7 protein-coding genes are annotated in these 15,485 nt (G+C 72.6%); 3 read left to right on the top strand and 4 right to left on the bottom strand.

Going from position 1 to position 15,485, the window contains the following annotated elements; genetic code table 11:
* Positions 1–40: 40 nt before the first annotated feature.
* From ACO06A_RS12405 to ACO06A_RS12390, 4 genes are all read right to left on the bottom strand, one after another.
* A complete protein-coding gene (locus ACO06A_RS12405) occupies positions 41–3,574 on the bottom strand; it encodes a PKD domain-containing protein (RefSeq protein WP_421732522.1) in 3,534 nt (1,177 codons plus the stop codon).
* Positions 3,575–3,621: 47 nt separating this feature from the next.
* Positions 3,622–9,162, bottom strand: a complete 5,541-nt coding sequence (locus ACO06A_RS12400; RefSeq protein ID WP_421732521.1) for an alkaline phosphatase — start codon at positions 9,160–9,162, stop codon at positions 3,622–3,624.
* Positions 9,163–9,173: 11 nt separating this feature from the next.
* Positions 9,174–9,854 (bottom strand): hypothetical protein, encoded by a 681-nt coding sequence (locus tag ACO06A_RS12395; protein ID WP_421732519.1) that lies wholly within the window; start codon positions 9,852–9,854, stop codon positions 9,174–9,176.
* A 123-nt stretch (positions 9,855–9,977) separates the two neighbouring features.
* Positions 9,978–11,147, bottom strand: a complete 1,170-nt coding sequence (locus ACO06A_RS12390) for a lipopolysaccharide biosynthesis protein (RefSeq protein ID WP_421732518.1) — start codon at positions 11,145–11,147, stop codon at positions 9,978–9,980.
* Positions 11,148–11,266: 119 nt separating this feature from the next.
* Here ACO06A_RS12390 and ACO06A_RS12385 point away from each other — a divergent pair, with 119 nt between their 5' ends.
* The 3 genes from ACO06A_RS12385 to ACO06A_RS12375 all read left to right on the top strand — a co-directional run bounded on the left by ACO06A_RS12385 (position 11,267) and on the right by ACO06A_RS12375 (position 15,477).
* Entirely contained in the window at positions 11,267–12,622 is a 1,356-nt protein-coding gene (locus ACO06A_RS12385; RefSeq protein ID WP_421732517.1) for an O-antigen ligase family protein, read from the top strand.
* Positions 12,619–13,662: a glycosyltransferase gene (locus tag ACO06A_RS12380; protein ID WP_421732516.1), complete on the top strand. Its 1,044-nt coding sequence runs from the start codon at positions 12,619–12,621 to the stop codon at positions 13,660–13,662. Before ACO06A_RS12385 ends, ACO06A_RS12380 begins: the two co-directional genes overlap by 4 nt.
* A 78-nt stretch (positions 13,663–13,740) precedes the next feature.
* Entirely contained in the window at positions 13,741–15,477 is a 1,737-nt protein-coding gene (locus tag ACO06A_RS12375) for a polysaccharide biosynthesis tyrosine autokinase (RefSeq protein WP_421732515.1), read from the top strand.
* Positions 15,478–15,485 lie beyond the last annotated feature (8 nt).

Raw genomic sequence — 15,485 nt, 5'->3', positions numbered from 1 at the left:
CCTTCGTGGACCGCGCGCAGGGCGTGGTCGCCTCACACCGTCACGGCACCGCCGTGATCCTGTAGTTGTCGAACCGGACCGCGACCGGCGCGTTGGTCGCGGTCGACGACAGGATCGTCGCCAGACCGGTGTACCCGGCTGCCTGGAGCGCGGGCGTCGCGTCGGTGGCCTGCACCAGCCACGTCGCCGGCTCGGGCTGCGCCGCGTTCCACACCTTGGCGCGCAGGGTGGTGGGAGAGGTCCCCACCACCTCGAACGCGACGGCCAGCACCGTGCCCGCGTTGTAGGTGACCCCGGTGGCGGTGACGGCGGTGGAGACCGCCGTCTCGACCCCAGCGGCATCGGTCCGGTGCAGCCGCGCCTGGACCGAGCCGCCCGAGGTCAGGGCGATCCGCAGCCGGTACTCCCCGGCCCCGTCGATCATCCGTCCGCGGACCAGGATCCAGCCGCCCGACCCTGCCGGCCGCTTGTCCAGCGAGAACGTCAGCTGCTCGCGCTGGGAGGTGCTGCCGGGTCCGGGCAGCCGCGCGCTGACCACACCGCCCGCCGCGGCGACCGTCATCACGCCCGAGCCCGAGCCGACCGACGCCGCACCCGCCGTGGTGATCCAGGTGCCGCCGGCGTCGGCGGGTCCCCAGCCGTCGGCCAGGGTCCGGCCGAACGCGTCGGACGCCAGGACCACCGGCCCGGGCGGCGCGACGACGTCCACCGACACGGTCTCGGTGTCCACGCCGCCGCGGTTGTCGGTCACCGTGAGGGTGATCGGGTAGGTGCCGGTGGCCAGGTACTGGTGGGTCGCGGTGACGCCCGTCGCCGTGCCGCCGTCGCCGAAGGTCCACGCGTACGTGCTGATCGTCCCGTCGGGATCGGTCGAGCCAGACCCGGACACGGAGACCCCGAGCGCGGGCGGACCCGTCACCGAGATCGCGGCCGTCGGCACCTGGTTCGGCGCCGAGACCACCGCGCTGCCGGACGCCACGGCCGACCCGCCGTCGTCGTCCGTGACCGTCACCGTGACCGGGTAGGTGCCGGCCGCGGCGTACGGGTGGGTGGTGGTCGGTGTCGTCGTCGTGGTGGTGCTGCCGTCGCCCCAGCTCCACGAGTACCCGACGATCGTGCCGTCGAGGTCGGTGGACGCGGACGCGTTCCCGGAGGCCGTGAGCTCGCCACCCGTCACCGTCACCTGGGCGAGCGGCAGCAGGTTCGTCGCCGTGCCGGTGGTGCCGGTGCTCAGGTGCCGCAGGATGTCGACCTGGTCGAGCTGGCGGCCGTAGACCGAGACCTCGTCGATGCTGCCGACGAAGTTCTCCCCCGCCGCGTTCGGCCACGTGCCCACCGCGTCGCCGCCGATGCGCCAGTAGCCGTTGGCCGGCAGCGTGAACGTGACGTTCGGGTCGGTGGCCACCAGGGTGCCGTCGACGTACATCTCCATGCCGCGGATGCCGACGCTCGCGACCACCTGGTGCCACGTGTCGTCGTTGTAGGCGGCCGGCGAGGTGATCGTCCGGGTCGCGGCCGGGTAGACCCCGAAGGTCAGCCGTCCGTCGGCGCCCATGTAGACGTGCCGGTCGTAGGTGGTGCTGTTGTTGGTGCCGGACGTGGAGCCCAGCCCGACGATCTTGCCGCCCGCGGTGGAGCCCGTCTTGAACCAGGCCTCGATCGAGAACCGGATCGGGCCGGCGATCCGTCGGGTGCTGTACACCCGCGAGGTCGCGTCGCCGGTGAACTGCATCGCGGCGTTCGTGGTCCCCGCCAGCGCGCCCGGCGCACCGCGGACCACCCCGGCGCCCACGGTCCCGGAGGCGTAGCTCGTGGTGTCCGCCGTGCTGCCGCTGGTCTCGCCCAGCCGCCAGTACGCGGACGGGTTGTCGCGCAGCACGACCTGCGCGTACTCACCGATCTCCGGGGTGCTCGCGCCGGTCGTCGTCGCCGTCACCGGCGGAGAGGTCACGGAGTTCCCGGCGGCGTCCGTCGCCACCACCCGGTAGGTGTAGGACGTGCTCGGGTCCAGGCCGCTGTCCGTGAACGAGAAGCGTGGGAGGTCCCAGAACCGGGACTCGCGGGAGACCTCGTAGACCGGGGTGGTCGAGGTGCCGCGCAGGACCTGGTACTTGAGCAGCTCGTTGTCGCGGTCCCAGTTGGCCGGCCAGGACACCTGCATGGAGCCCGACCCGTTGGAGGCCGCGGTCGGCTGGAGCGCGTTGCCGGACAACGACGGGCCGATCAGGTCGGGGGCGATGTCGGAGGTCGCGAACCGGACCAGGCCCTGCTGGCCGACGCCGTTCACCCGCAGGAACTCCCCGCCGTACAGGACGTACTTCCCGTTGCCCGTGACGTGCCACGTCGCCTGGCCCGTGCCGGTGAACGTGCCGGCCGTGAAGGTGGGCCAGAAGGTGCGGAGCTCAGGAGCGGGGTGTCCCTCGAGCGAGAAGTAGCCGTCCTGCGTGTTCGGCTGGACCTGACCGAAGGCCGCCTTGGACACCGCGGCCGCGTACTGGTGGCGGCGCGGGAAGATCTCCGGGTAGCCGCCGAAGTTTCCGCAGTTGTGCGGGTGCCCCGCGAGGAAGACGTGGTCCTTGCCCGGGTTGGCGTACACCGAGTACGAGTCGCCGTGGCAGTCGTCCACCCAGGTCAGCTTCGCCGTCACGGCGTCCGCCGCGAACATGCCCTCGAGGTTGCCCTCGCTGACCGGGTCGTTGATGAGCCCGAACGACGTGCCGTAGACGTTGGTGCCGTCGGTGGCAAGGCTGGTGATCCCGGCGGCGTACCCGAAGGCGTAGATGTCAGGGTTCACCGTCCACGGGGTCGTCGCACCGTTCGAGGTGGCCGCGGCGCCGATGCCCTGGCGCGCCACCCCGTTGATGAAGTCGAAGCGGCCGCCGATGTACAGCTGCGACGCGTTGGAGTTCAGCACGATCGCGTCCACCTGCCGGGGCTGGACGGACACCCGCCACGTCGTGACCGCCCCGGTGGACGCGTTGAACGCGGCTACGCGCGGCCGGGACTGGCCCGCGACCGTGTTGAAGGCCCCGCCGATGTACACGGTCGAGGCCGTCGCGACGATGGTGCGCACCGCGCCGTTCGCGCCGCCGGTGAACGTGGTGTTCAGGGCGCCCGTCGTCGCGTTGATCACGGCGAACCGGTTGCGGGCCACGTTGTTGACGCGCGTGAAGTCGCCACCCACGTAGAGGCGGGTGCCGTCGGGCGACGCGGCGATCGCGTAGGCCGGGGCGTTCAGCGACGGCGCCCACGTGGTGATCAGCTCACCGGTGGTGAGGTTGTACGCGAGCAGGTGGGAGCGGGGCGTGGTGTCGACACCGGCCGCGGCGCCCGCCGGGCGTGCGGTGGTGAAGTCGCCGGCCACGTAGACGGTGTTGCCGACGACCACCTGCGACCACACCACGCCGTCGATCTGCACGGTCGGCAGGGCGTCTGCGGTCGGCGTCGGGTCCGTCCACACCTGTGGGGCCGCCGTCGCCGCCGTCGGCACCGTCACCAGGCCGACCACCACGAGGGTCGCCGCCGAGGCGACCCCCACGGCACGACGCCACCACAGCCGCTGTGCTGCTCGCATCGAACTCTCCTTCGCAGGCCGCGCGGGCACGCCGCGCGGCCGTGGGGTCACGGGACGGTCGTGACGGCGTAGCCGTCGAACCGCACCGTGATGGGGACGTTGGTCGCGGTGCTGGACAGGATCGCGGCGAGCCCGGTGTACCCGGGTGCCTGCAGTGCGGCCGTGGTGTCGGTCGCGGTGGTCAGCCAGGCGGCGGGTTCTGTGCCGGTGGCGGGCCAGACCTTGGCGCGGATGGTGGTCGGGGACGTCCCGACGACCTCGAGCGCCGCGGTGAGCTGCGTGCCGGCGGTGTACGTCACCCCGGTGACGGTCACGGCGGTGCCGATCGCCGTCTCGGTGCCTGCCGCGTTGGTGCGGTACAGCCGCGCCGAGATGGAGCCGCCCGAGGAGAGGGCGAGCCGCAGCCGGTAGTCGCCGGCCCCGTCGATCATGCGACCGCGGAGCAGCACCCAGCCGCCGGACCCCGCCGGACGCTTGTCCAGCGAGAACGTGACGGTCTGCCGGTGGGACGCGCTGGCGATCCCGGGCAGCCGGGCGCTCGTCGTGGCGCCGGCGGCCGAGAGGGTCATCCCACCCGTGCCCGAGCCGACGCTGGTGGCGTTCGCGGTGGAGAGCCACGCCCCGCCGACGTCCGCCGTGCCCCAGCTGCCGACCACCGTGCGCTCGAACGTGTCGGTCGCGAGCGGCGGGGGCGGCGGCGGCACGTGCACCGTCGGCGCGTCACCGGGCAGGCCGCCCCAGAAGGCGAGCGACGCGGCGCCGACGTCGGTGTTGTCCAGGTACGCGCCGCGCACCGGGTCGGTGCCCGTGGCCTTGGCCGCGAGCGCCGCGGAGCCGACGCCCATGGCGTAGAACGGCACCAGCTGGTTGGAGTGGTTGACGGTGTTCCACTGGACGGCCGGAGCCGTGCCGGGGGTGCCGACGATCGGGTTGCGGACCGGGTTGGAGCCCGGGCCCCACAGGTACCCGGTCTCGTGGTCGGCCGTGACGATGACCAGGGTCTCGTCCCAGCTGGAGCTGGCCTCGACCCAGTCGACGACGGCCTGGACCGCGTCGTTGAAGTCGACCTGCTCCTCGACCACGCCGGCCGTGTTGTTCGCGTGCGCCGCCGAGTCGATGGCGCCGCCCTCGATCATCACGAAGAACCCGTCCGGGTCCTGGTCCAGCACGTTCAGCGCCGCCTTGCTCATCTGGGCGAGGGTCGGCACGTCAGCGTTGCGGGTGGTGCTGAACGGCACGCTCGCCGGGGTCAGCGCCGAGCGGGAGGCCTGGAGCGTCGTGAACGCGTGCGCCACGCCGAACACCTGCTCCGGGGTGTCCCCCGTGGCCAGCGCGTCGAACTCGGCCGCCGAGTCGACGAACGTGTACGGCGTCTGACCGGTGGTGAGCTTGTCCCACGTCGGCTGGCTGATGTACGTGTAGTCGGGCGTGCCGCGCAGGTTGGCGTCGTCGTCGTACAGCGGGTTGCCGGCGCCGAAGACCACGTTGGCGTTCGACGCCACGATCTCGTCGGCGATCTGGGTGTAGTTGCCGCGGTCCTCGTCGTGCGTCAGGTAGGCCGCGGGCGTCGCGTCCGACAGGTACTTCGTCGTCACCACGCCGGTCGACTTGTCGACGTCCTGGGCGAGCTCGGCGATGCTGCGGATGTCCTTGCCCGTCGCGTCCTTGCCGATGACCGCGTTGTTGGTCTTCAGGCCCGAGGACAGTGCCGTGGCCGAGGCCGCGGAGTCCGTGGTCCCGCTCAGCGGCTGCGTGAAGGTCGACCAGGCGCCCGTCGGGCTGTAGGAGCCACCGGCCGGGAAGTTCGACGCCGCAGCCTGCACCGAGAAGTACTGGTACGGCTGCGTGGCGCCCTGCCCACCGATCTTGGTCAGGTTCGGGCCGTTGGTGATCTTCTGCTGGTACAGGGTCTTGCCGGACTGGAACACGCTGCCCAGGTCGACCGTGTTGAAGCCCATGCCGTCGCCGATGAGATGAATGATGTTCTTCGGCGTGCCCGTCTGGGCGGGCGGCAGGGTGGGAGTCGGGTCGTCCGGCGGGATCTGCGTCTCCGGCGGAGCGGCGGTGCCGACCGACTGCACCGAGTAGTCGTCGGTGCGGAACGTGATCGGCACGTTGGTCGCCGTGCTCGAGAGCACCACGGCCATGCCGGTGTGGCCCGCGTCCTGGAGGCCCGCGGTGGAGTCGGTGGTGGTGTACTGCCAGTCGGCAGGCTCCGTCCCGATCCACACCTTGGCGCTCAGCGTGGTCGGCGTGCCGCCGCTGACCTTGAGCGCGGTCCTGATGACCGAGCCGGCGCTGTAGGTGAACCCGGGGATGGTCACGGCCGTCGTCAGCGCGGTCTCCGTGCCGGCGGTGTTGGTCCGCACGAAGTTGGCGGTGGCCGAGCCGTTCGACTTGAGGCTGACCTTGAGCCGGTACTCGCCGGACGGGGTGATCCGCCCGCGGGACAGGATGGCCCCGCCCGAGCCGGCCGGCCGCTTGTCCACGGTGGTGGAGAAGCGGGTGACCAGGTCCGTGCCGGTGACTGCCGTGAGCCGCGCGCTGAACGAGCCGTTCACCGCGGCGATCGCGGAGACGCCCTGTGTGCCGTTGACCGAGCCGGCACCCGCGGACGAGGTCCACGCGCCGCCCTGGTCGGCCGTGCCCCAGCCGGGCGAGACCGTCCGGGTGAACGTGTCGTTGGCGACGAGGATGTCCACGACGGGCGCGATGATCGTCAGCGGCGCGGTCGTGGTCGTCGCGACCCCGTCGTCGTCGGTCACCGTCAGGGCGACCGTGTAGATGCCGCTGCCGGTGTAGGCGTGCGAGACGGTGGCGCCGGACGCGCTGGTGCCGTCACCGAAGTTCCACTGGTAGGACGCGATCGTGCCGTCGGGGTCGGTGGAGCCGGTCCCGTCGAGCAGGCCGGTCAGCCCGGTCGAGCTGGACGTGATGACCGGCGTGGGACCGACGTTCGGGTTGGCGACGACCACCTGGTGCACCAGCGAGCTCGTGCCGCCGGCGTTGTCCGTGACCGTCAGGGTGACGTTGTACGTGCCCCCGGTCGCGTAGGTGTGCGACGACGTGAGCCCTGTCGACGTGCCGCCGTCGCCCCAGCTCCAGTCGTAGGCCGCGATGGTGCCGTCGAGGTCGCTCGCGGCCGTCGCGTCCGAGGTCGCGGAGAGCTCGCCGCCGGTGACGGTGAACTTGGTGATCGGGGGCAGGTTGGGCACCACGCCCGTGGCACCGAGCCCCTGGTGCCGCACGACGTCGACCAGGTCGAGCTGCCGGCCGTAGACCGAGACGTCGTCGATGGTGCCGACGAACGAGGTGCTCCCGACGTTCGGCCAGCCGCCCAGGTTGTCGCCGCCGATCCGCCAGTAGCCGTCGTAGGCCTGCGCGAACGTGACGTTCGGGTTGGTGGCGACGAGCACGCCGTCGAGGTACAGCTCCATGCCGCGGGTGCCGAGCGTCGCCATGACCTGGTGCCAGGCACCGTCGTTGTACGGGTTGGGCGACGTGATGACGCGGACCGCGTTGGGGTAGACGCCGAAGTTCACGCGGCCGTCCGGACCCATGTACACGTGCCGGTCGTAGTTGCTGCTGTCCGTGGTGCCGCTGGTGGAGCCGAACCCGAGGATCTTCCCGCCGGTCGTCGAGGTGGTCTTGAACCAGGCCTCGACCGAGAACTGGTTCGGACCCGGGACACGGACCTGGCTGTACGCCCGGGACGTCGACGCGCCCGTGAAGCTCATGGCCCGGTTGGTGTCCCCGAAGATCGCGCCCGTCTGGTTGCGGCTCACGCCGTTGCCGATCGAGGCGCTGCTGTACGCGGCCCAGTCGAGGGCCGGACCGGAGGTGTCGCCGAGGCGCCAGAACCCGGCCGGGTTGTCGGCCAGGACGGCCGCCGTGTACGCGCCCATGGCACCGACGGACGAACCCGAGCTGGTCGCGGTCACGTTCGGTGACGTCACCGAGTTCCCGGCCGCGTCGACCGTCACCACCTTGTACGTGTACGAGGTGTTGTTGGACAGACCGGTGTCGCTGAACGAGAGGCGTGACATGTCCCAGAACCGGGACGGCCGCGTGGTCGAGTAGACCGGCGTCGCGCCGTTGTTCCGGAACACCTGGTAGGTCAGCTCGCCGTTGTCCTTGTCCCAGTTGGCCGGCCAGGACACCTGCATGGTCCCGGTGGTCCGCGAGGCGGCGGTCGGCTGCGTGGCCGAGCCGGACAGCATCGGACCCTGGTCGTTCGGGGCGATGTCCGGGGTGGCGAACCGCACGAGACCCTGCTGGCCGACGCCGTTCACGCTGAGGAACTCGCCGCCGTAGACGACATACTTGCCGCCGCCGTTGACGCTCCAGGTGGCCTGCCCGAGGCCCGTGTAGGTACCGGCCGTGAAGGTGGGCCAGAACGTGCGCTGCGCGGGGGCCGGCATGCCCTGGAGGTCGTAGTAGCCGCCCTGCGAGTTCGGCTGGATCTGGCCGACGGCGGTCTTGGTGTACGCGACGCCGTACTGGTGCCGGCGCGGGTTGATCTCGGGGAAGCCGCCGAAGTTGGAGCACATGTGCGGGTGGCCCGCGATGTACACGTGGTCCTTGCCGGGGTTGGCGTACACGGAGTACGTGTCGCCGTGGCAGTCCTCGACCCAGGCCAGGTCGGCCGACACCGGGTCGGCGGCGAACATGCCCTCGAGGTTGGTGTTGCTGTCGGGGTCGGTGAGGAAGCCGAAGCCGGTGCCGTACACGAGGTTGCCGTCGGTGGCCAGGCTCATGATCCCGGCAGAGAACCCGTACGCGAACAGCTCGGGGTTGACGGTCCACGCGGTCGTCGCGGCGCTCGTCGTGGACACCGCTCCGATGCCCTGGCGTGCGACGCCGTTGATCACGTCGAAGCGCCCGCCGATGTACAGCGTGGAGTTGTCGGGGCTGAGCAGGATCGCGTCGACCTGGCGCGGCTGCACAGAGACCCGCCACGTGCGCAGCGCTGCCGTCTGGGCGTCGAACGCCGCGACGCGCGGCCGCGACTGGCCGGCGACGGTGTTGAAGTTGCCCGCGATGTACACGGTGGTCGCGGTGGCCACGATGGACCGCACGGCGCCGTTGGCACCGCCGGTGAACGAGCTGACCAGGGCGCCGGTGGCGGCGTTGAGCACCGCGAAGCGGTTCTTCGCCGTCCCGTTGACCGCGGTGAAGTCGCCGCCGACGTAGATGCGCGTCCCGTCGGGGGACGCGGCGATCGAGTACGCGGGGCCGTTCAGGGACGGCGCCCAGCCCGGGATGAGCTCCCCGGTGGTGATGTCGTACGCCAGGAGGTTGGCCCGCGTGGTCGTGTCCTGACCGACCGGGGCGCCGGCCGGGCGTGCGGTGGCGAAGTCGCCGGCCACGTACACGGTGGTGCCGACGACGATCTGCGCCCAGGCGACGCCGTCGATCTGCACGGTGGGCAGCGCGTCGGCGGTCACTGTCGGGTCGAGGGAGCCGGTGCCCGAGGGCAGGGGGTCGTCGGCCCACGCGGGCGCACCGAGCCCGAACAGGACGAGAGCGGCGGAGACCGCCGCTGCGACGAGGGCACGCACAGACCGCGTGCGGGAAGGGGACGACATCGAGGGGCTCCTCACGGGGTGACTTCACCCTGGAACGCCGCCGCGGGAACTGCGGCGTCGTGGCTGACCGTGACTTTGACCGGGCCCCCCTCGGTCGGTGCACGGAAGACATAGGTCGCGTCCGCCGACTCCCCGGGCGCAAGCACGCCCGAGTAGCCCTTCACGTGCGGGTCGCTGGCGAGCTCCACGCTCGGCACGCCCGACTGCGAGTAGACGTTGACGACCACGAAGTTCAGGTCGAGCGGTGCGCCCGAGTCGTTGCGGACGGTGATCGCGATGGCGAGCGCCGGACCCGACCGCTCGCCGATGGCCCGGCCGACGCCGTCGATCCGGGTGATACCGGTGAGGCTGACCACGGCCTTGTCACCCGGGTCGGCCGGCTGGTCGAGCGCCACCGGCGGCGCCTCGGCGAAGTCCTCGACGTGCACGACGGTGCTCTCGGCCGGGTCCGTCCCCTCCACGGGCCCGGTCGTCGGCACCTGCGCGGGGTCGACCGACGGGTCGGCGGACGGGTCCGCCTCGTCGCTCGAGGACTCGTCCGCCGCGGCGGACCTGGTCGCGGTGGGAGTGGGCTCGGCCGCCCCGGGGTCGGTGCTCACACCCCAGTTCTGGGCGATGCCGAAGGCGGCGCCGCCGAGCAGGACCACGGCTGCCGCCGAGCCTGCCACCCACTGGAGCGTTCGCCGCTGCATGACCCCACCCGATCCGGAAAGGCCCCCAGGGTCTGGGGGCTCATCCGGCGAGAATACGAGCGAAATCTGGACAGACCACCATATTCCTGCACACTTCACCCCGTCCGATCGGGTGATCTCCAGTCACCGCAGCGCGTAGGCCGCCAGTGCACCCGCTCGGAGGACAGATGCGCAGGTCAGCGCGATGGCGGCCCCCGTGATGCCGCCCAACGAGGCGCCCAGCGGGACCGCTGCCACGGTCACCGCTGCAGAGATTGTGCCGATGACTGCGACCAGGTGCTCGCGTGACTGACCCTGGAGCAGCGCGGCCAGCACGGCCGCGACCGCGAAGAAGGGCAGTCCGGCGAGCGTCCACGCCAGCACCGGACCGCTGCCCTCGTACGTGGGGCCCATCACGAACGTGACGATCTGCTCGGCGAACACCATGAACGGCACCAGCAGCAGCCCCCCGCCGAGCAGCGCCGCGACCAGCCGCACCCCCAGCCGGCGGGCCCCCGGGGGGTCGAGCCGGGCCGAGCGGGGAGCCACGACGGCGGCCAGCGACTGCGGGATGAGCAGCACCGGCTGGACCAGCTTCACCGCCGCCGCGTACAGGCCGGCGGCGGCGGGCGAGAGGACAGCGGCGACGAGGGGCACGTCGAGCGTCCGGGCCTGCCCGGCCACGTTGGCGACGAGGAACGGCCAGCCCCGGCGCGCGAGCTCCCCGGTCGGCACGGCGGACGCGTTGCCCGGCAGGTCCCGCACGAGGAGCCGGACGTGCACCTGGGCGGCGACGGCCCCGGCGAGGAGCCCGAGCGTGTACGCGACCACCGGGTCGACGCCGGCCACGATCCCGAGCGCCAGCACGACCAGACTCACCGTGCGGCGCAGCACCATCGACGTCGCGGCGGTGCGCGCGTCCCCGTCGGCGATCGGCACGCCGAGCACCGTGTCCACGTTGCGCTCGAGGCCGAGCGACAGGCAGATCAGCGCCACGGCCAGCGGAGCGTGGTGCTCCACCGCCCACCAGGCCGTGACCGCCAGGAGCACCGGGGTGGTCACGGCGGTGCTCAGCCAGTTGAGCCGCAGCCCCGCCCGGACGTCGTCGTCGGCGCCCAGGGCCCGCGCGCGCGGCACGAAGGCGGCCATGCCGAACCCGGTGACGACGAGCAGGAAGCCGACGAGGGCGATCACGGCCGTCACCGCGCCGAACGAGGCGGCGGGGACGGACCGCGCCAGGACGATCAGGGCGAGCGCCTGGAGGCCGCTGCCCAGCCCGCGCGAGACGAGGATGCCGAGGAACTGGGCCCTCACCGCACGGCCCAGGGGCACACCGGTGGCGCCAGCGGGGGCCGGGGGCGCGACATGGCGGCGAACGTAGCACCGACTTTTCACCATCGACCCCGCCGGGTCCGGCCCGTAGCCTCGACCGCGTGACCACACCCGGCCTGAGCAGCGCAGTCGTCTCCGCGCGCGCTGCGCTCTCCGACCGCACGGTGCCGTTCGTCGTGGTCGGCCTCACCGCGGCCGTCGTCGGCGCCGGGTGGGTGGGCGGTCTTCCGCCGGTGGTCCTGATCGCCTTCGCGACGCTCCCGCTCGTGATCGTCTTCGGCTACCGCGTCGCGCTGCTCGGGCTGACCGTGATCCTGGTCCTGCGGGCGCTCGTCGACAGCTCCGGAGGTCCCACCATCTCGGCCGGCGTCGCCGCCGGGGTGATCGGGCTGTCCGTGTTCGTGCTCGTCCGCTCGCCCAGCTGGCCCGTCCGGGTGCTCGTGATCGCCCTCGCCCTGTTCGCGTCGGCCGGCGCCGGCGCGGCGACCTACGGGGCGGCGGAGACGTACGGCGAGGCCGTCCGGGTCCTGTCCCTCGTCGCGGTCGCCGTCGTCACGATCAACGCGCCCGGCACCGTGACGTTCGGGCGGGTCACGGGGGTCGTCCAGGTGGTCGGGGTGGTACCGGCGCTCGTCGCGCTCCTGCAGTTCGTCACCGGCACGGGCACCCCCAGCGCCGGCGTCCTGCGGTCGACCGGCACCCTCTCCCAGGCCAACTCGGCGGCCGCCCTGTTCGCCCTGTGCTCCATCGCCACGTTCGCGCGGGTGCTGTCCGGGGGCAAGCGGCGGTGGCTCGACGCGGGCCTCCTGGTCGTCTTCCTCGTCGCGCTGGTCACCACCGCGAGCGTCGGCGGGTTCCTCACCGTGCTGGTGATGGTGATCGTGTACCTGCTGGTCGAGGCGGGCCGCCGGATGCACCGGGTGGTGCTGGGCATGCTCGCGATCGTCGTCGTCGTGGCCGCCACGGTGAACTCGGAGATCGGCGCCGCCCGGTTCTCCGAGTTCTCCGGGGGCACCCAGGACAACTCGCTCGGGTGGCGGTTCCAGGCGTGGGGCAAGGTGCTGGCGGCCTGGCACGAGCACCCCGTGTTCGGCAACGGGCTGGGCGCGACGACCAGCGGCATCATCCTGAAGTCGATCCCGCACAACGAGTACGTCCGGATGCTCGCCGAGGTGGGGGTGGTGGGCCTCGCCGCCGTCTCGCTGCTGGCCGTCTGGTACGCGGTCGCGATGATCCGTCGGATCAACGCCGGTGCGCCGCGCAGGGTGGTCGCGCTCGGGCTCGCGGTCCTCGTCGGCAGCATGGTCAACGCCGTCGCCGCCAACACCATGCTCTACACCGTCGCCTTCATGTCCACCGTGTACGTTCTGGCGGCATGCTGGCGGATAGCACGAGAGACGCCCCTGCCCGACGCGGCACCCGCGATCGAGCCGGTGCGGCACCAGGTGACCGCGTGACCCCCCGGGTGCGCGTGCTGGAGGTGCTCGAGCCGCCGGACGGCACCACGCGCTACGCCGACCAGCTGGTGGAGCCCCTCCCCGACCACGTCGAGGTCGTCTGGTTCACCTGGCGGCGCGCCCTGCGCGAGCGGTACGACGTGCTGCACGTGCACTGGCCCGAGTGGCTGGTGCGGACGCGCCCGTCGACGCTGCCCCGCCGGGTGGCCACGCGGCTGGCGTTCGTCGCGCTGCTGCTCCGGCTGCGCCTCACCCGCACGGCGATCGTGCGCACCGAGCACAACCCGGAGCCGCACGAGCCGGGTGGTCGCACCGAGCGGGCGCTGCTGCGCTGGCTCGACCGCCGCACCACCCTGCGGGTGCACCTCAACCCGCTGCCCGGCGGCGAGGGGCCCCACGACGTGGTCATCCCGCTGGGCCACTACCGCGCGCAGCTCGGCGGCCACCCGGTCTCCGCGCGGGTGCCCGGCCTGCTCGTCTACTTCGGCAAGATCCGCGACTACAAGGGCGTCGACCTGCTGCTCGACGCGTTCGCCCAGGCCCGGCCCGGTCTGGCGCTGCGCGTGGTGGGCAACCCGCAGACCCCGCAGTGGCGCGCGCTGGTCGAGGACGCGGCCCGCCAGGACCCGCGGATCGGGCACGTGCTGGAGTTCGTCGCCGACGACACGCTGGTCCGGGAGGTCACCGCGGCCGAGCTGGCCGTCCTGCCCTACCGGGACCTGCACAACTCCGCCGTGGTCCTGGTGGCCCTCTCGCTGGACACGCCCGTCCTGGTCCCGTCGACCCCGGTCACCCGGGGGCTCGCGCAGGAGGTCGGTCCCGGCTGGGTGCACTTCTTCGAGGGGACGCTGGACACGGCCGACCTGCACCGCGCAGTCGACGACCTGCGCGCGGCGCCCCCCGTCGGCCGGCCGCAGCTGGACGCCCGGGCGTGGGACGTGATCGGGGCGTCGTACGCGCGTGCGTTCGAGGCCGCGGCGCGCTCGTCGCACCACCCGGGGGCCGCCACGAATCACCCGGAGAGCGTGCAGATCGCTTAGTAGAGTGGGCGGACGTCACGGGGGGATCTCCGCCGCGCGGGACCGCCGCCGACGACGTCGAGGAATCCGAGGGCCACTGTGGAGCTTCGTCAGCTGATCGCGCTCATGCGCCGCCACTGGCCCAGCGTCGTCATCCTGACGGTCCTGGGTGCCGTGGCGGGCCTGGGCCTGTCGCTGGCCACTCCCAAGGAGTACAGCGCGCGGAACCAGGTGCTCATCACCGTGCAGGTCGGCGACTCCATCGGCGACCTCAACCAGGGCACCTCCTACGCGGAGCGCGTGGTCGCCACCTACTCCATGGTCGCCCGGTCCCCCGTGGTGCTCGACCCGGTGGTCGAGGAGCTCGGTCTGCCCGGCAGCGGCCGCACGCTGCGGGGCGCGGTCGCGGTCAGCACCGACCCCGCCGCCCCGATCATCACGATCACCGCCACCTGGGGGAACCCGGAGGCGGCCGCCGCGATCGCCAACTCCGTGGCCAAGAACCTCGCGCTCACCGTGCAGGACCTGTCGCCCACGGCGGCGGACGGCTCCCCGACGGTGCTGGTCAACTCCATCGACCCCGCGACGCCGCCGGGCCGCGCCTCCGTCCCGCACACGCGGCAGAACATCGCGCTCGGGGCGGTCCTCGGTCTGGTGCTGGGCCTCGGCTGGGCGGCTCTGCGCACCACGCTCGACGTGAAGGTCCGCACCGGCGAGGACGTCGCCGCGCTCGTCCCGGTGCCGGTGCTGGCGACCGTCGCCGTCGACGCACAGGCCTCCGCGCGCACGCCCGTGATCATCGCCCCGACGGCCAGCGCACGCTCGGAGGAGTACCGCCGGCTGCGCACCAACCTCCAGTTCGTCAACGTGGCCAACCGGCCGCGCTCGATCGTCGTGACGTCCTCCCGCAGCGGCGAGGGCAAGTCGGTGACGGTCGCCAACCTGGCGTCCACCCTGGCCAGCGCCGGTGCGCGCGTCTGCCTGGTCGACGCCGACCTGCGGCGCCCGTCGATCGCCAAGTACCTCGGCCTCGAGGGGGCCGTGGGGCTGACCACCATCCTCATCGGCCGCGTGTCGCTGGACGACGCCCTCCAGCCGTACGGCGACGAGAACCTCCAGGTCCTGGCGTCGGGCCAGATCCCGCCGAACCCCAGCGAGCTGCTCGGGTCGGACGCCATGGTCGCCCTGCTGGCCCAGCTCCGGCACAGGTTCGACATGGTGCTGGTGGACACCGCCCCGCTGCTGCCCGTCACCGACGCGGCGATCCTCAGCACCTCGGTCGACGGCGTCCTGGTGGTGGCCGGCAGCGGCATCGTCACGCGCGAGCAGCTCAAGCAGTCGATCTCGATGCTCGACGCTGTGGACGCGCACATCCTCGGCATCGTGCTCAACCGCACCAAGCGCGCCGGCGACGGCATGGCCACCTACACCTACCGCGCCGACGCGCGGCACGGGCTTCTCGAGGCCACGGCCGCCGAGCGCCGGGCCTCCTCCGCGAGCACCCCGGCGGCGGCACCGGATGCGGCTCCTGCTGCTGCGGCCGAGGCTCCCACGGCTACGGCGGCGGCTCCGGCAGCTCCGGCGCCGGCCCCCGCAGCACCTGCCGCTGTGGAGACCCCGGACGAGCTCGCCGCGGCCTCCGGAGCCGGGCCCACGGTCGTCGAGCCGCCCGCTGCGGACTCGCGCGACCAGTCGGTCTCGGACGGGCTGAGCGAGCACGACTCCGCCGCGTTCGCCGGGCTGGCGCACCACGGGGAGCGAGACGCGCGGGGCCCACAGGACGCACCGTCCGAGCCCGCCGCCGAGGACGAGGAGAGCCGCCACACGGTGGCGTGACCGACAGC

The organism is Cellulomonas sp. (genome assembly GCF_965229465.1).
In the GTDB taxonomy this organism is placed as follows: Bacteria; Actinomycetota; Actinomycetes; order Actinomycetales; family Cellulomonadaceae; genus Cellulomonas.
This window is presented reverse-complemented; position numbering and strand designations above follow the sequence as displayed.